The sequence below is a fragment of the Methylophaga muralis genome (assembly GCF_001720165.1).
GTDB lineage: Bacteria > Pseudomonadota > Gammaproteobacteria > Nitrosococcales > Methylophagaceae > Methylophaga > Methylophaga muralis.
The window spans coordinates 1-20263 of record NZ_MCRI01000009.1; the positions used below are offsets into that span (position 1 = coordinate 1).

Consider the following 20263-nt stretch of genomic DNA (forward strand, 5'->3'; position numbering starts at 1 on the left):
CTGCCAAGTCAGTCACTTAAAAGTGACAATCAATAGCTTAGCGAGTTACTCACATTTTCTGTGGATAAGTCTGTGGTTAACATTGGTTAAAAACGCTAAGTCGTTAATCTGTAACGGGGCAGCTTAAAATGGTTAATTTTTAACCAAATATAAAAACCCATTAAAATCAGTAATATACATGTGTATTGTATGGGTTGAATAACATATGAATGCTAGCTGTAAGAATAATGAAACAATTTAATAAAAAGTGAATAACTTTAAAAAACCATGGTAGAAAATCTACACACGTGCTAAAGCAGGGTAGAGTTGATCATCAAATGCGCTATCTTCATCACCTGTCGGCTCGCTACGCAATTTTTCTAGTCCCTTAAAATCAAATAGTTGTTGATCTGCCAGCTGAGAGGGAGAAAGATTCTGAATACTGCGGAAGATGTTTTCAACACGGCCGGGGTGTTGTTTTTCCCAGCTTTGCAGCATTTCTTTAATCACCTGTCGTTGCAAGTTTTCCTGAGAACCACATAAATTGCATGGAATGATTGGAAACCCTTTCGCTTCAGAATAACGGGTGATATCAGCTTCTTTGGCATAGCAAAGCGGTCGAATGACAATATTGGTTTTATCATCGCTTAAAAGTTTAGGCGGCATGGCTTTTATTTTGCTGCCATAAAACATATTCAAAAACAGCGTTTCGATAATGTCATCGCGGTGGTGGCCTAAAGCAATCTTAGTGATGCCATGTTGACGAGCATAACCATATAACGAACCACGGCGCAGCCTCGAACAGATGCCGCAGGTAGTTTTACCTTCGGGCACTACTTCTTTGACGATGCTGTAAGTATCCTTTTCAATGATGTGAAACGGTACGCCAATACTGCTGAGATACTCGGGTAGCACATGCTCTGGAAACCCGGGTTGTTTTTGATCCAGATTGACGGCAATCAACTCAAAATTAATCGGTGCGTGATCGCGTAAATTCAACAGAATATCCAACATGGTATAGCTGTCCTTTCCGCCTGACAGACATACCATGACCTTATCGCCATCCTGAATCATGTCGTAATCGGCAATCGCCTGACCAACCTGTCGACGCAGGCGCTTGCTGAGTTTGTTGAATTCGTGTTGTTGTTTGAGTTGATTTTCAGACATTAGATTAAACCTGCAAAGGGTTGGACAGTGACCGATTGACCGGCAGCGATACCATCACAATCTTCATCCAATAAAATAAAACAGTTGGCATGGCTCATCGAATGCAAAATGCCAGAGCCTTGTTCACCGGTCATGCTCACTTCCAATTGATTAGCGGTATTACTGCGTAATAATCCACGTTGAAATTCAAATCGACCGGGACGCTTACGGATATCAGCAGCAGCGACAGCCTGTAACAGCAATGGAGTTTGCTCAAGTGCACCTGCCAGTTTGTTTAATGCCGGTTGTACAAACTGATAGAAAGTCACCATGACGGATACCGGATTACCGGGTAAACCAAAAAAGTGGGCGTCGGCTATTTTGCCATAGGCGAGTGGTCTGCCAGGTTTCATTGCTATTTTCCAGAAATCTACTTGGCCGAGTTCAGCTAACAGCTGTTTTACGTAATCCGCTTCACCTACCGAAACACCGCCAGAGGTAATAACGACATCGGCTTCAGCCGCCGCTTGCAACAATGCCTGACGCAAATCATCAGGGGTATCTTTGACCACGCCCATATCAATAACATCGGCATCCAGGCGTTTGAGCATGGCAAACAGCGTATAACGATTACTGTCGTATATATCACCTGGCGTTAAGCTCTCGCCAAGGGAACGTAACTCATCACCGGTGGAAAAAAACGCGACACGAATCTTTCTGCGAACCTTTATTTCAGCCAAGCCAAGCGAAGCCAGCAGGCCTAAATCTGCAGGAATAATCCGATTTCCGGCTCGTAATACTACTGAACCGGCTTGAATGTCCTCGCCCGCTAGTCGAACATTTTCACCGAGATGATGTTCGCCATGGAATACGATTAAATCATCTTGTACTTCTGCCTGTTCCTGCATGATCACGGTGTCACAGTGTTCCGGCATCATTGCACCGGTCATAATGCGCACGCATTCACCTGCATTAACGGCATTTTTAAAAGGCCGGCCTGCAAAGGCGCTACCAATCAGTTTTAGCGTGGTGGTTTGATTGGTGAGATCCTCTCCACGAAGTGCATAACCATCCATAGCTGAATTCGCATGAGGCGGAACCGATAATGGAGAAATCACATCTTCATGTAAAACCTGTCCCAACGCATCACGCAGTGCCACTTTGCGCCAACAGTTTATCGCAGTGATTTGCTGCAAGATGCGCTGTCTGGCTTCATCCACCCGTAAAGTGGTAGCGGGTTCAGGGGTAGCGCAACTTGGTTGAGGAGTGAATTCAGTCATGGTGGTATTGCCGGATAAAAGTAGTAATAAACTGCAGAATGGCGTCTAAATCATTCAGATTCAACACGGGAATGTTGGGCTGATCAGGCAAAACAGAATCAGTGGCAATGGCGATAATATTATGGTCGTTCGGATAAATCAGTGGTTTACCGATATTACTACGATGCAATTCTAATTTCGGAAAAGCTTCGTGTTTAAATCCTTCAACCAGAATCAAATCCAGTTTTTGCATATCCAATCGCGCTAAACAATCTGTTAATTGGGGCTCTGCCTGTTCATTGTCGCTGGTCTGCATCAAGGCCAATAGACGTCTGGAAGCCACCAGCATCTGGCTGGCACCGGCCTCACGGATCCGATAACTATCTTTACCCGGCTGATCAATATCAAATAAATGATGGGCATGTTTAACGACAGCGACGTTTAAACCGGATTCGCGCAGTCTGGGAATTAATTGAGTAAGTAAAGTGGTTTTGCCGGTACCGCTGTATGCCGCAATGCCTAACATCGGTACTGGCATGTTATAAGCGCTGGTAAGAAGATCTTCGGGATGGTTGAGGTTCTTAAAGCTCTCCGGCTGATCAGAAAAATCCACTTCAATCATTGGATGCTGAGCAAACCAGCGATCAATTTTTCGTTCGCCTGCTGCAAGATATTTATGTAAATCGTCTGCCAGTTCACAGTGTATTAATGCAAATACTGGTTGAATACGCTTACCATCAGTGGCGACAGCGATTTTTTTACCTGAAAGTAACAAGCATTCCAGCATACGCTGTCTTAATTTTTTACTAGGTGCTGGACTGTCACAGGGTACCGTCAGAATATAATCGGTCTTGGCGGCGAGCATACCTGCCAGCATACCCGCTAGCGGCCCTTGAAAGTCGGATAGCGAATCGCGAATAACAGGATAGCCAAATTGTTGATAACGCTCTATATTACGATTGGCATTTATCAGCAACTGCTCAACCTGGGGTGCTATGTGATTAATAACATGAGCAACCAACGGCTGATTTGCAAATGCTATCAGGCCTTTGTCATGACCGCCCATACGACGGGCTTCGCCACCGGCGAGAATGACACCGGTCACGGTAGGGTAAGAAAAATTAGTCATGCTTATTTGCAGTAAACGGCTTTTTGTTGAGTAGATACAATGCGTAAATTAACGATTTCTGTGCTCATTATACTGTGTATTCCACTTAACGCGTGGTCAGAGGATTTACAAATTCTGGTCATGGCTCTGTATCGCGATCATGCTGTGGTTGAAATTAACCGGAAACAGCATTTTTTAGCCGTCGGCCAACGAACGCCTGAAGGGGTAATATTAATCAGTGCTAACAGTAATCAGGCGGTCATGGATATTGCTGGTCAACGCAGCATATTCGAATTGAATAATCGGGTGGGGGGCGTTTATTCGGCACCTGCTGAAATGCCGGTGGTCAGTATTTGGCCGACCAACGGTATGTATCTGGCTAGTGGCTCAGTCAACGGTTATACCGTCGACTTCATGGTGGATACCGGCGCAACAGTAATTGCGATAAATGGTGAAACTGCTAAACGCTTAGGCGTGGACTATTTAGGTGCTAACCAGATTGGAGTAAGAACGGCTTCTGGTGTTGAACTCGCATACAGTATTCAATTGCAAACCGTGCAGCTTGGCGATATCTCACTGGATAATGTTGATGCAGTTGTGATTGATGGCCCGGAACCGCAACGCGCTTTATTGGGCATGAGCTTTCTCAATGCCTTTGATATGGAACGCAAAGGTGAACGGCTGGATTTACGCCGTAAATTTTGAACATAAAAAAGCCCGGATTAACCGGGCTTTTTGTATATATAAATCTGATTATCAATCGAAACCTTTGCTAATCAATGCATAAGCAGAGTGATTGTGAATCGATTCAAAGTTTTCTGATTCAACGGTGTAAGCGTTAATACGATTATCTGCATTCAAACGCGCCGCTACATCACGCACCATATCTTCTACAAACTTCGGATTGTCATACGCATGTTCGGTGACATATTTTTCATCCGGGCGTTTAAGTAATCCATAAATCTGGCAAGAGGCTTCGTCTTCCACCAAATCAATCAAATCTTCAATCCAGATAAAGCTATCGGTTTTAACTGTTAACGTCACATGTGAACGTTGGTTATGTGCGCCGTAATCTGAAATGTTTTTTGAGCATGGGCACAAGCTGGTTACCGGCACGATGACTTTAACGGTCATGCTGGTTTTTTTGCCAACAATTTCACCAATAAAGCTCACTTGATAATCCATCAGGCTGCGGACTTTTGAAATTGGCGCTTCTTTATTCACAAAATAAGGGAAGCTCATTTCGATATAGCCAGATTCCGCATCCAGACGTTCAGTCATTTCACCTAACATGGTATGAAACGATTTAACGGTGATTTCACGCTCATGTTGATTGAGGATCTCAACAAAACGCGACATGTGTGTCCCTTTGAACTGATGCGGCAGATTCACATACATATTGAAGTTGGCAACAGTGTGTTGTTCGCCGGTGGTGCGGTCACTGACCACTACCGGATGGCGGATATCTTTAATGCCGACTTTATCAATCGCGATATGACGTTTGTCTTTAATGTTCTGTACGTCTTCGATTTCTGCTGCTGCCACAGGCTTGTTTTGTTCAGTCATGATTCGGGTTAGTCCTCACTATATTTGACACAAGCACGGTCGGTTTCCCATACCGTTACACCAGAAACTTTGGCGGTGTCGGTGTTTAGCGTATTGCTAAGGCGCTGATAAAAAAACTGGGCGATATTTTCGGCCGTCGGATTAATCTCATCAAACGGAGGTATATCATTCAGATATCGGTGATCCAGTGTTTTGGCTAATTCACGAGTCGCCGTTTTAATTGCTTTAAAATCCATGCCCATACCATGCTGATTAAGCGCATTGGCAGTGACTTCGACTTCCAGTTTCCAGTTGTGGCCGTGCATGCGTTTACAATCCCCAGGGTAATCCCGCAGGGTATGTGCAGAGGCAAAATCAGCCAGAATTTTTAAGGTATAAGTGGCGCTCATAATGTTGACTATTATACTCGGGAATTAGCCTATCGAATAGGCCATTATTACGCAAAATAACGATTGATGGAATCGATAATGCCACTTGCATCCAGGCCACAAGCACTTAGCATTTGGCCGTGATCGCCATGATCGATAAAATGATCTGGCAGTCCCATCATCCGCAAATTAGTCTGCAAACCTTTTTGCTGATAATACTCGTTGACAGCACTGCCAGCTCCGCCAAGCACGGAATTTTCTTCAATGGTTATTATCAGTTCATGATTGGCGGCAATCTCATCCAACATCGCTGTATCTAATGGTTTAACAAAGCGCATATTCACTACTGTGGCATCTACTTGATCTGCGGCTTCAAGCGCCGCATGTAATAAGGTTCCAAATGCCAAAATGGCTGTTTTCTTGCCAGTGCGACGGGTTTGAGCCTTGCAGATAGGCAAGCTATCCAATTGTGGCTCTATGGCTGCGCCATTGCCGCAACCACGAGGGTAACGAACTGCAGCAGGACCGTTATGTTGAAAACCCGTGGTCAGCATTTGCCGACATTCGTTTTCATCACTGGGGGCCATGATGAGCATATTCGGTATACAACGCAGGTAACTTAGATCAAAACTGCCTGCATGTGTTGCACCATCAGCACCGACCAGGCCGGCCCGATCGATCGCAAATAATACCGGAAGGTTTTGCAATGCAACGTCATGGATTAATTGATCGTAAGCACGTTGCAAAAAAGTCGAATAAATCGCGACTACTGGTTTTTTGCCCTCACAGGCCATACCTGCAGCTAAGGTCACCGCGTGTTGTTCGGCAATGCCAACATCAAAATATCTTTCCGGGAAACGTTCGGCAAAGGCGTTCAGCCCTGATCCTTCACACATTGCTGGTGTGATCGCGATGAGATCTTCAGATGCGGCGCCCATATCACATAGCCATTGGCTGAAAACTTGAGTGAAGGTCGGACCAGCTTTCTTGTTCTTGCTGTTGGCAGGGCTGACACCATGATATTTACACGGTTCTTGCTCAGCTGGCTCGAATCCTTTGCCTTTTTTAGTGACAATATGCAGAAATTGCGCGCCTTTGCTATTGCGCAAGTTGCTCAAGGTAGTGATCAATGTGTCCAAATCATGGCCATCGATGGGACCGATATAGTTGAACCCCATTTCTTCAAATAAGGTTCCTGGCATCATCATGCCTTTAACATGCTCTTCAGTGCGTCTTGCAAACTCCCAGGCTGGTGGGATTTTTTCCAGCATTTTCTTGCTGCTTTCACGGGCAGAACGGTAAAAACGACCAGACAGTAGTCTAGCCAGATAATTGGCCATACCGCCGACATTTTTAGAGATAGACATCTCATTATCATTCAGCACCACCAGCAAATTAGCACCCAAGTCACCGGCATGAGCCAGAGCTTCATAGGCTTGGCCTGCAGTAAGCGCTCCATCACCGATAATGGCGACTGAACGTCTGGACTCACCACTGGCTCGAGCCGCAATCGCCATACCTAAAGCGGCACTAATAGATGTGCTTGAATGACCAACGCCAAAGCTGTCATATTCACTTTCACTACGTTTTGGAAAGCCAGAAAGCCCATCAGGTTGCCGCATGGTATGCATTTGATCGCGACGGCCGGTAAGAATTTTATGAGCGTAACTTTGGTGGCCAACATCCCAGACCAAGCGGTCTTCAGGTGTGTTAAACACATAATGCAAAGCTAACGTCAGTTCAACGACACCCAAATTCGACGAGATATGGCCGCCGGTTTGCTGAATCTTTTCAACGATCAACTCGCGGATTTCAACCGCTAATTGATCCAGTTGTTTTCGTTCCAATTTACGTAATTGGGCGGGGGAGTCTATTTGCGCAAGTAGGCTTGTCATGTTGATTCAGCGAAATTAAAAGGTTCGTTGCACGACAAACGTTGCCAGTGCGCGCAGTGCTAAACAGTTTTTTTCAATATTATCCAGAGCAGCCAAAGCCTCAGCAACCAGTGATTGCGCTTTTTTCTGAGCGGCTTCCAGCCCCATTAATGCCGGATAAGTGGGTTTATTACGGGCAATATCTGCACCTTGTTGTTTACCCAGGGTTTCAGTATCGGCTATCACATCCAGCACATCATCCTGAACTTGAAATGCCAGTCCAATAGCTGCCGCATAATTATCAAGATGTTGGAAATCGGCTGCGGTACAAGTTGAGCTACAATGCGCACCCAACGCCACACTGGCCTTAATCAATGCACCGGTTTTTAACTGATGCATGGCTTCAAGTTCAAATTGATTCAATTGTTTGCCCACAGAAGCTAAATCGATAGCCTGACCACCAGCCATACCTGCAGCTCCAGATGCATGTGCCAGGCACTTAACCATTGCGATTTGCTGAGCAGGTGAAAGCTGGTTATCACACAGGCATTCAAACGCCAGACTTTGTAAAGCATCGCCGACTAATAACGCTGTAGCTTCATCATAGGCTTTGTGACAGGTAGGTTTACCGCGACGCAGGTCATCATCATCCATCATTGGCATATCGTCATGTACCAGTGAATATGCATGAATCATTTCAACCGCGCTGGCGGCTGAGTCCAGCGCATCAGCATCGGCATTAAATGCTTCTCCCGTTGCATAGACCAACATTGCACGCAAGCGCTTTCCACCATTTAACGTAGCGTAATGCATGGCTTCGTTTAATTTTGCTGCCGTGACATCGCTGGTGGAGGGTAAGCGTTGCTGTAGGGCTAAACTGATACGTTGCTGGTGCGCAGGCATCCAGTCAGTTAAAGAGAGCTGTTGTGTCACGAGACCTCGGAATCGGGATCAAAATCCACTAAATCAGACTGGCCAGACTGTTGTAATAACATTTGTACTTTTTGTTCCGCAGCTTGCAAAGCTTCCTGACAATCGCGAGTAAGCAATACTCCGCGTTCATAGAGTTTTAAAGATTCTTCAAGGCTGATATCACCTTTTTCCAGACGCTCGACCAGTGATTCCAATTCACTGACTGCCGCCTCGTAATCCAGTTTTTTGCGTTTTGCCACCATATCGGCCTCTGTACAAATCTCGCGTTAACGACACATTATAAGTGAATCGAAGCAGACATGCCCGCTGGAATGTTTGCTAATTTCCCGTTAGTCTGTTGCGTTTTCTTCTAACACTGAACTTGTCATGCCGAAAATCATCCGCGGCTTATACAATTTACCTGACCCGGCTCAAGGGTGTGTGGCGACAATTGGTAACTTTGATGGCGTACATCTTGGACACCAAGCTGTTTTGTCTCAATTGGCAATGAAAGCAGACATGCTGAATTTGCCAGCCGTGGTGATCACTTTTGAACCTCAGCCTTATGAGTATTTTGTTCCGGAAAAAGCCCCGGCCAGATTGTCGCGGTTTCGTGAAAAAGTTGAAGCATTGCGCGCTTATTCAATTCAAAAGCTTTGTGTATTGCGTTTCAATCGTCAGCTTGCCGAAATGCAGGCCGAAACCTTTATTCAGAAGTTATTGATAGAGGGATTGAACGTTCGCTATTTGGTGGTGGGGGACGATTTTCGCTTTGGCAAGGACCGTCAGGGTGACTTTGCCTTGTTACAGAACGTTGGCAAACAGCGCGGATTTCAAGTGGTCAATATGCATACTTTTGCCATTGATGAGATGCGAGTAAGTAGTACCCGTATTCGAGAAGCTTTGCGCGAGGGAGATTTGGCGGTGGCAGAAAAGCTGTTAGGTCGTCCTTACCGGATGAGTGGACGAGTAGCACATGGCGATAAACGAGGCCGTAAAATGGGTTATCCGACCGCCAATATTCATTTGCATCGCGCCAAAGTGCCGTTGCAAGGTGTTTATGCTGTGCAGTTGTATGGCATTGATGAAGAACCGGTCAATGGGGTGGCCAATATCGGAGTCAGACCGACAGTATCAGGAAGTGATAAGGCGTTGCTTGAAGTACATTTATTTGATTTTGAACGCGATATTTACGGGGAACATGTGCAGGTATATTTTCTGAAGAAACTGCGCGATGAACATAAATTTGCTGATCTGGATCAATTGATATCGCAGATTCATATTGATTCCGCCCAAGCTAGGCACTATTTTTCTGAATAGTCGTCTGTGCTGCTGAACTTGCCAGCTTCATAATCAGTTATCAGTTGTTCTGCAGCAGTAACATCATCATCATTTACAAATACATGAGCAAAATCACTGGCTGGCAAATCACCGACCGCGCCTTGCAGATAATGCCCGCCAACATAGGTTTCAATGCCATGAGTGTCTAGCAATCCCGCTACTATGTGGGCTTCCAGGATATTAGAACCGCGAAAGATTAACTGCATAACTATTGCAGATGTACTGCTTCAAACCTTGCCATAACGTTGCCATTCACATCTGCTAGCTCAAGATGTTGGCCTTCAATCTTCCAATAACGCACTTTTTCCAGCATAAAATGCATTGCCTGTGCCGTTTCCATTCCTTGGGCACAAGCCATCATAGTGCTGGCGATCCGGTTGAATTTAAGTTTGTCTTCCCGCAGCTGGAAGCTGCCCATGATGCTGTTGCAGCCATCAGATCCGGATAGCCGGTTTTCTTCACTGGCTAATATTAAAGAGGGTTCACGTTGTTGTTCATAAACTTCAATTGGCTCGTCATTTAAGCGAGTCAGTTTCCAGTAGGTATTGATTAAATTTTCGTTATAACCCAGCTCGCCACAGGTTTCTCCCGGCCAGATATCTCGGGCCTGAGTAACAATCAATGTTGGCTGCATTTCACCCGTATCGCTATTTGCACGAGGTTCCATATAGCCGGTCAATTCGACCAAGATAGGCTGATTTACCTCATCTACATATTCCATATAAAGCGATTCAAGTGCAGCATTATCAGCTTCATGGGCAACAAACCAACGTTGACCAGTCAGACATTCTTTAAAGATGCCACTATCAGCCATATAACTGTACTTACCATTAAATTGCATGGCGGGATATACAGCATGAAACTCGGCATCACGTTGTAATTGATAATTTAACGAGCTGTTGATGATCGTATATTCCTGATCCAGCAAACTGATACTGCCATCTCTTTCGATTTGAAATGCAGTTTGCTGAGGATGATCGGATAACAGTCTGAGTTGGCCGGTTTGTTGCTGCCATTGTCCAAGCTGATAAAACGTCGAATTCTCGCCCGACTCTTGGTAATGCAACTGCAGATAATAGCTTTGATCGGCAAATAAATTGAGACGATAATCAATACCGGGGCAGTCAGCACAGGGCAATATGCCACTGTAACTGACTGGGAAATCTTCGATAATCAAACGCCGTTCTTCTGATTGTTCAGAGCTACAAGCACTTAAAAACAAAATCGACATCAGAAACAAGCATTTTTTTAACATATCGAACTCCGGTTTTAGTTCACCGGAACTATCGGTGAAATTCACCTGCTCGCTCCGGTTGATATTCTATGGCTTCGATTCTGACTTGTAACATGCCGCCTTTACCATCCGGCCAGTCGATTTCATCGCCTTCTCTCAGGCCAAGCATGGCACTGCCAACCGGCGCTAAAATGGAAATCGTATTACCAGAATCATCCATATCTTTTGGATAGACCAATTTCAGCGTAAAAGTTACCCCGCTGGAGATAACAGAAAATTTAACCTGCGAATTCATCGTTACGATATTGGCTGGCATCTTTTCCGGTGCAACCAGCTCAGCACGTTCCAATTCAGTCTCCAAAGCCGCTTTAATATTCGCCGGAATGCCAGTAGAAGACTGCAGCAAACTTTCGATACGCGTGTAATCGAGTTCGGAAATAATAATGTCAGGTTGCGTATTCACAATAAACTCCATTCAACAAATTTAAAGACGCACAAAAACTACCGTCAAAAGTTGACAGCATCATTTTCGGGTCATAGTGGGAATAAAACAGGCAGACCTATGATGGCACAAATTTCAAACCAATATAAGGTGCCAGCAAAAACAAAAATATGGCGAGCTTGTAAAACATCATTCCGCAATAATGTAATTGCGAAAATTGCTCGCGACTTAGGGCGAACCACCGACTATGTAGCCGGTATATGCTTTCATTGCCAAAAGCATAGACGATGAACCACAGCGTCAATACCAGATAATTAAGAACAGTGGCCCAGCCTAAAACAAAAGTAAGATTCTCCAGCGTCATTGCAGGCTCTCCTTTACAGTAGAGCTCTAATTTACGCCCAGTAACTGAGGAATAAAAGCCTGCTAGTTTTGACTACTGCTTTTTAAGCGATTGAAAAGCCGTTTGATAGCCTTGCGACCATAACGGCGTTTGAATTTAACTTTAAAATCATAAAGATAAAACGGCAAACGACAACGGAAGTTGAATGGTATTTTGTATTTGGTTTGCTGTAGATACAGTCCGACCAGTTTTTCTCTGCCTTGCCAGTGCAATTTATTGCAGATACGTGTCAGATCAGACAAACGCTCTGAAAGGGTTGCATTGCGGTTGAAAAAGCGAGCCCGGTTGATATCGATCAGGGTGAACTCCAGCTTCTCATCCGCTTGCTTTTTGATCAGAATATTGCCGCCAGCCAGATCACGGAAAAACACTCCGCGACCATGCATTTCCAGCAAAAATTGACTGAGTTGTTGATATAACTGATCTTCACTGACACCTTGGTATTCGGTCGCACCGTCATTAAAGGCGGTGAGAATTTCTCTGGCGGAGAAATCATGATCAACCAAGTCACACAGATAAAAATTTTCAGTCAGCGTTTTATCATCGGTCCGTTCAAAATAGGCGATAGGTAAACCTGTTGGAATACCACGACGTAATAATTCAGCTGCAGCGTTCCAACTACGTTTTGACTTACATGGCTTGAATTTATCAAGCAGTCGCTTATGAGCTGGCATACGCAAAGGTTTTTTGGCGACAATGGTTTTATCCATCAACCCGTCTATCCGCCAAATAACATTACGCGCCTTGCGTAAAGTGGTTTCTTCGGTAGCCTTTGGTAAATAGGCCGGATGCAGTTTCTGCTTAAACTCATCCGCTTGCTCGGCGTTTTCGGCAATCAACAAGCCTTTCCAGCCATCTTGTTCAAACTCGTACAAATTCTTACCGGGAGCATGGCGATAAACCGACACCCTTTCCCGTGCTTTTGGACTGGCTTTGAGGTCAATTTTTGCATTTGCGGGCCAGCAAAGAAAAATAGGAGATTCAGTGACAAATTCAGGTTGTTCAACGGCAATAGCGCCATCCCGAGTGATGGTTTCAACATCGTCCAGTTGTGATGGAGCATATAAAGCATGCATTGGCATTGCCTGCCCATTAGCAGTCCACAACACATGAATAAGTTTATCTTTACTGCGAAATGCATGTACTTCAATGGCTTCTGCAGTGGCCAACGGTCCCTCATATAAACTGCCAGGAATCAGCTGGATAAAGTTTTGCATCGCATAAAAAGCCGGACGCAGTCTGAAATCTTCACGTTGGCCCAATACTGAACGGTAATGAGTGATTCTTTCTAGTTCAGGGTAGGTTTCGTAACCATCATCAATCAGACCTTCACGATGACAGATGAACGGACCCCAATAAGCTTGCTGCATGGCACCTGAGGCTGCCAGTAAGGTCATATAACGACTTAAGTAATCAGCCTGTTTTTCTTCACCATTGACTAAGACCCGGCGGATCCGTGGCAAAGTCCAGAACGCGGCTGGTGAAATAAATTCTTTGACACCAAAATCGTCAGTTATTTTTTTCAGAATACGGGCTTTTTTAACCAGATTTACTTTCAGCCGCATCGCCAGTTTGGTGCCGAAGATACGATGGTCAAAGCGTTCGGGTTCGGTAACACGTTCACTGAATAAATTATTGGTATGAATATCCGGCAGTTGATTGTCACGCCGTAACCGTGTCAAGACCGCAATATTATGCAGCGGTTCGAAATCAGAAATGTTTGGCCCAGCAATCTTGATATGACGAGATTTGATTTCTTCAAACGCGATGCGCCAAGTATTAAAAAAGCTCTCAGTATCATAACCCGCCCAACGCCGACGATTGCTAGTTGAACCGATTTCAATCGCACTGACACGAGATCCAAATCGACTGGCAGCTGTCTGCACAAATTCACGCCAGCGTAATTGCGCACTACCGGTTTTCATTTGCTGGGCTTCAGTAAACGGTTGCACTAAATGCAAAAGCACTTGAATGTCGGTTGCTAGTAAACGTTCCAACAAACGAGTGACCGGTCCGCCTTCATCACCATAGGTAAAATCAAGACGAACCTGTTTAATTTTTAATGCTTCAAGTTGTTGCAGGATGTAATCATCAACAGCAGGATCATCAGATGTGGTCACGCCAACACCGACAAAATCCTCTGGCACAAGGTGCTTAGCTTTGGGTAAATGACCATCTGGAAGTGCTAAACGACCGGAAAACACATAACGCATGGCATTACCCAAGGAATTTGCATCCATTAATGGGCCATTTTCAATTTTGTTGTGTGTTTTGTCCGACGAGCTCATAAAAAAATCCGAAAGTTATTTCGCCCTGCAGTGGACGATTTGAAGCAAAAAAGCTTGATTAAGTAGGTAAGTCTAGTGTGTAACGCTGCTGGAAAATACATTTAACACTATCACGCCACCCAAGATCATTGATATGCCGATGATGGCGGCCATATCGAGTTTTTGACTAAAAACGACCCAACCTATCAAAGCAATCAGTACCACGCCGAGTCCCGCCCAAATAGCATAGGCGATGCCAACAGGGATGACTTTTAACGACAAGGATAAAAAATAAAAAGCAACAACATACCCCAACACAACTGCTACCGATGGCCAGAATTTGGTAAAACCATCAGCAGCTTTAAGAAAGCTCGTACCAAAAACTTCAGCAATAATTGCCATACTTAGCAATAACCATTTAGACATGATGAGGACTCAGTTGTAGGTGAGAAATAAGCTGATAGCCAATAAGCTACCAAGCAGAGCTACGATTAAACTTACAACGACGCCCCATTGCGTCCGATAACCTTCGGGGAATTCTGATTCTCCTAACGTTTTTAATACGCGCTGAAATTGTCGGGCTGCATAAACGGTTGTAAAACTGCCTAACAAAATAAAGGCTAAACCAATGACAAAGGTCATGGTGGTATTCAGGAGTTCCTGCCCGTTGGCTAATATCTCAATTAATAGTCCCGAGCGTTCAATTAAAAAACCAAACATGATGAAGGTCAAACCCGTGCGATTCCAAGCCAGCAAAGTACGTTCTGCAGCAAATAAAACACGAGGGTCTTGGAGATAAGACATCAGCTAAGCCGCCTTCACTTTTCGCTTGCGTAACCAGCTTTTGAGCTTGGCACTAAGTTTGTGAAAAAAACGATGTTTGTTGCTAGCCGCTTCACTGGTCAGAAAGTTTATCTGTATAGAACGGCGAGTACCTTCATAACTCGGATAGCCATGCCAGCAATTATCCGTCACTTTAAATGCCACCAGAGAACCTGGGCCAGGACTGATTTCATCCACATAATCTTCCATGTCGTGAGCATTATTTAAAATTCGTAAACGCCCCGTTGCTGCATCCCAACTTTCATTGAGATAAATCAAAATGGTCACCAACTTGGTTTTCGAATCAGTATGGATGCGGCCGTCTTTTTGTCTTGAATAACCACGTAAGGTCATCATCATCGGCAGATCCATGACCTGCACATCGAATTTATCGCAAATGATCTGCCGAAATTCAGTACTGTCTATCGCATTCAAAAAAGCTTTGAAATCATCATTAACCGGCACATCATCAACATTAAAACTGCCACCATCGTCGATAGCCGGAAAGTCACCGATAACACGGTCTAATACATCCGAACGGATCGAGCGTTCCACCTTAAAAAAAGGAAAAGGAATACGATTGACGGGGGCGGCCTTAAGGGCCTGCATATCCAGTACTGAATTCATATGAGGTTCTCGATACTGCTTGGGGTTTAGAGTAAACAGCATCATATGATAATACAAAACAGCCTATCAATCAGATTGCCAGTTAACGGCAACCGATAAGTGCTTAGATCTATTTTGTTGTTTCCTATGACTTACTGATATGGTCTTTTAGAAATTAACTTGAATTAGCGGGCAGGAGTAAGTCATGACAAAGTGGAGTGAAGGCCGCGTAATAGAAAACAAGCAATGGACAGAAAATTTACATTCAATAAGAGTTGATGCGGCAATTGATGCATTTGATGCTGGCCAGTTTACTCGTTTGGCAATGGAAATTGATGGTGAAGAAGTGAGTCGTCCATTCTCATTGGTCAATGCACCCGCTGAAAAAACCTTGGATTTTTACTTTATTGAAGTTCCTGGCGGGGTATTTTCAACCAAGCTGGCTAAACTTAAAGCTGGAGATAGTATTCAAGTAGCTACCAAGGCCACTGGTTTACTAACACTGAAACAGCTCCCGCCGGCTCAAAAATTATTCTTACTGGCTACCGGCACTGGGATTGGACCGTTTTTATCAATCATTAAGACTTCAGATGTCTGGCAACAATTTGAACGGATAAGCTTGGTACATGCCGTTCGTTTTACGAAAGAACTGACCTATCAGCAAACTATTCGCTCCATTGCCGAGAACCATAGTCATCAATTCAGCTACATCCCGATTGTTAGCAGAGAACCTAGTGATTATGCGATTCCTGGGCGGATCCCCGCAGCCATTATGGATAAACAACTGGAATTGCGTGCTGGTGCGCAAATTGATTCTGACTGCCATGTGATGTTGTGCGGTAATCCGGATATGGTGCAGGACACAATGGATGTATTGATTCAGCGTGGATTAAAAAAGCATAGCCGACGTGAGCCCGGGCATATCAGTATCGAAAAATATTGGTAATTCATCGCAACGCTTGTTATGGTCGAACTACGGTGATAAAGAGGTCATTTGAACCAAACAGGTCATAAACGGTCACAAATGGCATAGCACCAGCTCGTTGGTTTTAATGCGAGATAACTATTCTGTAATACCATCAAATCAATTTTTAATTGCACCATAGAGTCACATTGTGACCTGCATTTGTTTATCAACGGATCACCCAACAATCATGTTGCAAGATCCAAAACAGGGGAGGGCTCATGTCAGATGTCTGGCAAGACACCATCACCACAGCTGAAACAATACGCCGTGAATTTCATGCTCATCCGGAAATGGGCTGGCAGGAACATCGCACCGCGCAACGTGTTCGCGAGATCCTTAGCTCACTGAATATTCTATGGCGCAGCTGCGCCGGTACTGGCACGGTTGGCATACTTAATCCTAATGGTACTGCAGCACCGCATATTGCCCTGCGTGGCGATATGGATGCATTGCCAATTCATGAAGCCACGTTAAAAGCCTGGAGTTCGATGAATGAAGGCTGCATGCATGCCTGTGGCCATGACGGCCACACCGCAACCTTATTAGCTGCGGCCAAATGGCTTAAATATCACGAAGCTCAGCTAACTGGACCAGTCAGTTTGATTTTTCAGCCTGCTGAAGAAGGTGGCCATGGCGCAAGAGAAATGATCAATGACGGCGCGCTTGATGGTGTTGACGAAATTTATGGTTGGCATAACTGGCCGGCCATACCTTTTGGTCAAATGCTGTGTCCGGATGGCTTGGTGATGTGTGGGAACGGCACTTTTAAAATCACCATACACGGACAAGGCGGTCATGCCAGTCAACCAGAACTATGCCGTGACCCGGTGTTAGCAGCCAGCGCAATTACCTTAAATCTGCAACAAATCATCAGTCGTAGACTGGCTCCTCAACAAGCTGCAGTGATCAGCGTGACATCTATTGAAGCATCAAGTGCGCCGACGGTTATTCCGCAGAATGCAGTGCTTGGCGGCAGTATCCGGGTTCCGGACAGAAAAACCCGTGATGAAATTTATCGACTGATTACTGAAATCAGCCAGCAAACTGCAGCAAGTTATGGCGTAGTTGCCGAAGTTGAAAATTTCCCGCGCTATGACGCGACCATCAATCATCCAGTGCAAGCCACACAAATGCGCAGTTTATGGCAGGAACTTAACGGTGCTGACTCTCTGGACTTTGTCACTGCAACACCAATTATGGCCTCCGAAGATTTCAGCTATTACCTGCAACATATACCCGGGGCCTTTGCTTTGATTGGCAGTGATGATGGTCCGGATCATCAAGTGCCATGCCATAGCCCTTATTACGACTTTAACGATCGCCTGATACCGGCGGTCACACGATTGTTTTCACGCCTGGTTGGAGTTGGCGTACCTGTTCCGGAGGAACTGCCCTAAATCGTCCCAGTGACGTGTTCAAGAGGAGAATTAAATGAGCATATTTGAAGAAAGAGAGTCTGCGATCCGCGCCTATTGCCGGGTGTATCCGGTAGTGTTTGATACAGCGATCAATGCAAGGCAGACCGATGAAAACGGCAAGGAATATATCGATTTCTTTGCCGGGGCCGGCGTATTGAATTTCGGTCATAACAATCAACGCATGACTAAAGCGGTAGTCGATTACATTCAATCCAATGGTGTAACGCACAGCCTTGATATGCATACCACGGCCAAACGGCAATTTATGCAGCACTTCACTGATACCATCCTCAAACCTCGCAATATGCCGCATAAAATGCAGTTCATGGGGCCAACGGGTACCAATGCTGTTGAAGCCGCAATGAAACTGGCCAGACGCGTCACCGGTCGTCAGGATATCGTGGCCTTCAGTCATGGTTTTCATGGCATGACGCTGGGCGCTTTAAGTGCGACTGCCAATCAGTATTTCCGTAATGCGGCGGGTGTGCCGCTCAACCACGTCAAACATTTTGCTTTTGGCTGTGACGAAGTCTGTCCCGGTTGTGATTTAGGTTGTGGCATGAACAGCATTGATCAATTAACCGCAATCTATCAGGACAGCTCCAGTGGTATTGCACCACCAGCCGCATTTTTGCTGGAAACAATCCAGGCCGAAGGCGGCGTTAAGGTCGCTTCCAAAGAGTGGTTGCAGGCGCTGGAGAAATTAGCCAAAGAAGTGGGCGCATTACTTATCGTCGATGATATTCAGGTCGGCGTTGGCCGTACTGGTTCCTTTTTCAGTTTCGATGATCTTGGCATTGATCCAGACATTATCTGTCTTGCCAAAGGCATTGGTGGCATGGGTACCCCGATGGCGATGAATCTGGTGAAACCGCAACTCGATGAACAATGGTCGCCCGGTGAGCATACCGGTACGTTCAGAGGCCAGGATATTTCCTTTGTCGCTGGTGATCAGGCACTGACTTATTTTGACGATGATGAGTTGATGAAAGAAGTTAAAGCCAACGGGGAACAAATGGCTGAAGCACTGGCCCCGCTGGCGCAGCGATATCCGGATGTGAATGTGACGGGTAAAGGCATGATTCTCGGGCTGGATGTTGGCAACGGTGACAGAGCCAAAGCCATTGTGAATCAGTGTTTTGATGCCGGATTAATGATTGCCAGCTGTGGCACTGGTGGACGGGTAGTCAAATTGATTCCGCCACTAACCACACCTCAGTCTGACTTAAAGACGGGTTTGGATATTCTGGTTGAGGTGACTGACAAAGTCATGCAGATGGAGGAAGCCGCATGAGACATCGTGATGATATGACTTTTCCGTTTGAAGAATACGAGCGACGACTAAGTGAGTTGCGGGAACGTATTGAAGAACGGCATATGGACGCCGTGGTGATTTCTGACCCGGAAAACATTATGTATCTGACGGATTATCAGACCACCGGTTACTCATTCTTTCAGGCGCTGGTCGTGCCACTGGAAGCTGAACCGTTCATGATTACCCGTAAGCTGGAAGAATCCAATGTGATTCATCGTACCTGGGTGGAAATTACTCGGCCCTATCCGGATACCGGTGATGCAATTCAGATGCTGGTCGATGCGCTGCGCGAGTTTGGTCTGGATAAAAAACGCATTGGCTATGAACGTAACAGTTATTTCTTCCCGGCTTATCATCAGGATTGTATTCATAACACGCTGACCGATGGCAAATTGCTGGATTGTTTTGGCATCGTCGAAGAAGGTCGTGTCTGCAAATCCTCGATGGAAATAGCCTTGATGCAAAATGCTGCCAGAGCAACCGAAGCAGGCATGCAAGCCGGTATTGATGCCGTTCAGGCGGATGCCACTGAGAATGAAATCGGCGCCGCTATCAGTGCAGCGATGTTCCGTGCTGGTGGTGAACCGCCTGCCGTGATGCCCTATGTGACTTCGGGACCACGAACCATGATTGGGCATGCCACCTGGGAGGGACGGATTGTACAACCTGGCGAACATGTATTTCTGGAAGTTGGCGGCTGTTATCGGCGTTATCACACCGCCATGATGCGTACTGTAGTTCTAGGAAAGCTTAGTCCGTCGATGTACAAGGCCCAGGAAATTATGAAAATGGCCCTGGATGCAGTACATAACAACTTTCAGCCAGGGATGACCGTGTCGGATGCCGACAATATGATCCGCAATATCATTACCAAAAATGATATCGGTGCGCGGTTAGTGACACGTTCTGGTTATTCAATCGGTATCGCTTTTCCACCGAGCTGGGATGAGGGCTATATCGTCAGTCTTAAACAAGGTGAATCAGCGGTACTCAAACCCGGCATGACGTTTCATATTATTCCGTGGATGTGGGGTGTTGATGGCGATAAAACCTGCGGTATTTCTGACACTATTCACATAACTGAAGATGGCTGCGAGTCCTTTTTTACTATGGATCGGGATTTTGTGGTGAAAGCCGATCAGGGCAAACAAAAGCTCATTTCTGTTGATAAAAGCGCAAAAATTGAAGCGAAAGCAGACAAGCAAATAGAGCACGCCCAGAATTCAGCTAGCTAAT

22 protein-coding genes are annotated in these 20263 nt (G+C 45.5%); 6 read left to right on the plus strand and 16 right to left on the minus strand.

The features are described from left to right. Positions 1 to 279: 279 nt before the first annotated feature. The 3 genes from ttcA to mobA are packed head-to-tail and all read right to left on the minus strand — an operon-like array spanning position 280 to position 3513. On the minus strand, positions 280 to 1146 hold the full coding sequence (gene ttcA, locus A9E74_RS05510) for a tRNA 2-thiocytidine(32) synthetase TtcA (RefSeq protein WP_069295651.1): 867 nt from the start codon (positions 1144 to 1146) through the stop codon (positions 280 to 282). Beyond that, the gene (gene moeA / locus A9E74_RS05515; RefSeq protein WP_069295652.1) at positions 1146 to 2405 is read right to left on the minus strand and encodes a molybdopterin molybdotransferase MoeA; all 1260 of its coding nucleotides are present in this window, start codon (positions 2403 to 2405) and stop codon (positions 1146 to 1148) included. Before moeA ends, ttcA begins: the two co-directional genes overlap by 1 nt. After that, positions 2398 to 3513: a molybdenum cofactor guanylyltransferase MobA gene (mobA, locus tag A9E74_RS05520; protein WP_069295653.1), complete on the minus strand. Its 1116-nt coding sequence runs from the start codon at positions 3511 to 3513 to the stop codon at positions 2398 to 2400. The genes moeA and mobA overlap by 8 nt, the downstream gene beginning before the upstream one ends. A gap of 60 nt (positions 3514 to 3573) precedes the next feature. Between mobA and A9E74_RS05525 the strand changes: the two genes are divergently transcribed. Next, the gene (locus A9E74_RS05525) at positions 3574 to 4197 is read left to right on the plus strand and encodes a retropepsin-like aspartic protease family protein (protein WP_245652066.1); all 624 of its coding nucleotides are present in this window, start codon (positions 3574 to 3576) and stop codon (positions 4195 to 4197) included. A 51-nt stretch (positions 4198 to 4248) separates the two neighbouring features. Here the strand turns inward: A9E74_RS05525 and folE2 are convergent, their stop codons facing one another. The 5 genes from folE2 to A9E74_RS05550 are packed head-to-tail and all read right to left on the minus strand — an operon-like array spanning position 4249 to position 8475. Then, positions 4249 to 5058, minus strand: a complete 810-nt coding sequence (folE2, locus tag A9E74_RS05530; RefSeq protein WP_069295655.1) for a GTP cyclohydrolase FolE2 — start codon at positions 5056 to 5058, stop codon at positions 4249 to 4251. A gap of 8 nt (positions 5059 to 5066) precedes the next feature. Further along, a complete protein-coding gene (queD, locus tag A9E74_RS05535; RefSeq protein WP_069295656.1) occupies positions 5067 to 5447 on the minus strand; it encodes a 6-carboxytetrahydropterin synthase QueD in 381 nt (126 codons plus the stop codon). Positions 5448 to 5494: 47 nt separating this feature from the next. Next, positions 5495 to 7321 (minus strand): 1-deoxy-D-xylulose-5-phosphate synthase, encoded by a 1827-nt coding sequence (gene dxs, locus A9E74_RS05540; RefSeq protein WP_069295657.1) that lies wholly within the window; start codon positions 7319 to 7321, stop codon positions 5495 to 5497. Positions 7322 to 7336: 15 nt separating this feature from the next. Next, positions 7337 to 8203 (minus strand): (2E,6E)-farnesyl diphosphate synthase, encoded by an 867-nt coding sequence (ispA, locus tag A9E74_RS05545; RefSeq protein ID WP_069295723.1) that lies wholly within the window; start codon positions 8201 to 8203, stop codon positions 7337 to 7339. 26 nt (positions 8204 to 8229) lie between these two features. Next, positions 8230 to 8475: an exodeoxyribonuclease VII small subunit gene (locus A9E74_RS05550; RefSeq protein WP_084002961.1), complete on the minus strand. Its 246-nt coding sequence runs from the start codon at positions 8473 to 8475 to the stop codon at positions 8230 to 8232. A 124-nt stretch (positions 8476 to 8599) separates the two neighbouring features. On the opposite strand from A9E74_RS05550, the gene ribF reads away from it, so the two are divergent. Further along, a complete protein-coding gene (gene ribF, locus A9E74_RS05555; protein ID WP_069295658.1) occupies positions 8600 to 9532 on the plus strand; it encodes a bifunctional riboflavin kinase/FAD synthetase in 933 nt (310 codons plus the stop codon). On the opposite strand, the gene A9E74_RS05560 is transcribed toward ribF, so the two are convergent. From A9E74_RS05560 to A9E74_RS05595, 8 genes are all read right to left on the minus strand, one after another. Continuing rightward, complete coding sequence (locus tag A9E74_RS05560; protein WP_069295659.1) at positions 9517 to 9759, minus strand: putative signal transducing protein; 243 nt, start codon at positions 9757 to 9759, stop codon at positions 9517 to 9519. The two genes, ribF and A9E74_RS05560, sit on opposite strands and share 16 nt — an antisense overlap. Positions 9760 to 9761: 2 nt before the next feature. Continuing rightward, the gene (locus tag A9E74_RS05565; RefSeq protein ID WP_141696769.1) at positions 9762 to 10808 is read right to left on the minus strand and encodes an META domain-containing protein; all 1047 of its coding nucleotides are present in this window, start codon (positions 10806 to 10808) and stop codon (positions 9762 to 9764) included. Positions 10809 to 10836: 28 nt separating this feature from the next. Further along, a complete protein-coding gene (gene rnk, locus A9E74_RS05570; protein WP_211116061.1) occupies positions 10837 to 11250 on the minus strand; it encodes a nucleoside diphosphate kinase regulator in 414 nt (137 codons plus the stop codon). Positions 11251 to 11347: 97 nt separating this feature from the next. Next, the gene (locus tag A9E74_RS05575; RefSeq protein ID WP_069295662.1) at positions 11348 to 11593 is read right to left on the minus strand and encodes a DUF6868 family protein; all 246 of its coding nucleotides are present in this window, start codon (positions 11591 to 11593) and stop codon (positions 11348 to 11350) included. Positions 11594 to 11655: 62 nt separating this feature from the next. Further along, entirely contained in the window at positions 11656 to 13920 is a 2265-nt protein-coding gene (locus A9E74_RS05580; RefSeq protein ID WP_084002962.1) for a lipopolysaccharide kinase InaA family protein, read from the minus strand. Positions 13921 to 13992: 72 nt separating this feature from the next. Next, positions 13993 to 14325: a DMT family transporter gene (locus tag A9E74_RS05585; protein ID WP_069295663.1), complete on the minus strand. Its 333-nt coding sequence runs from the start codon at positions 14323 to 14325 to the stop codon at positions 13993 to 13995. 9 nt (positions 14326 to 14334) lie between these two features. Next, positions 14335 to 14703, minus strand: coding sequence for a YidH family protein (locus tag A9E74_RS05590; protein ID WP_069295664.1), 369 nt, complete (start codon positions 14701 to 14703; stop codon positions 14335 to 14337). Between the two features lie 3 nt (positions 14704 to 14706). Next, positions 14707 to 15348 carry a 2OG-Fe(II) oxygenase gene (locus tag A9E74_RS05595; protein WP_069295665.1) on the minus strand — a complete coding sequence of 214 codons (642 nt, stop codon included), beginning with the start codon at positions 15346 to 15348 and terminating at the stop codon, positions 14707 to 14709. A 184-nt stretch (positions 15349 to 15532) separates the two neighbouring features. Between A9E74_RS05595 and A9E74_RS05600 the strand changes: the two genes are divergently transcribed. The 4 genes from A9E74_RS05600 (at position 15533) to doeA (ending at position 20262) form a co-directional block, all read left to right on the plus strand. Continuing rightward, positions 15533 to 16273: a ferredoxin--NADP reductase gene (locus A9E74_RS05600; protein WP_069295666.1), complete on the plus strand. Its 741-nt coding sequence runs from the start codon at positions 15533 to 15535 to the stop codon at positions 16271 to 16273. A 239-nt stretch (positions 16274 to 16512) separates the two neighbouring features. Beyond that, positions 16513 to 17691, plus strand: a complete 1179-nt coding sequence (gene doeB2 / locus A9E74_RS05605; protein ID WP_069295667.1) for a N(2)-acetyl-L-2,4-diaminobutanoate deacetylase DoeB2 — start codon at positions 16513 to 16515, stop codon at positions 17689 to 17691. A gap of 34 nt (positions 17692 to 17725) precedes the next feature. Beyond that, on the plus strand, positions 17726 to 19006 hold the full coding sequence (locus tag A9E74_RS05610) for an aspartate aminotransferase family protein (protein ID WP_069295668.1): 1281 nt from the start codon (positions 17726 to 17728) through the stop codon (positions 19004 to 19006). After that, positions 19003 to 20262, plus strand: coding sequence for an ectoine hydrolase (gene doeA, locus A9E74_RS05615; protein ID WP_069295669.1), 1260 nt, complete (start codon positions 19003 to 19005; stop codon positions 20260 to 20262). The genes A9E74_RS05610 and doeA overlap by 4 nt, the downstream gene beginning before the upstream one ends. Position 20263 lies beyond the last annotated feature (1 nt).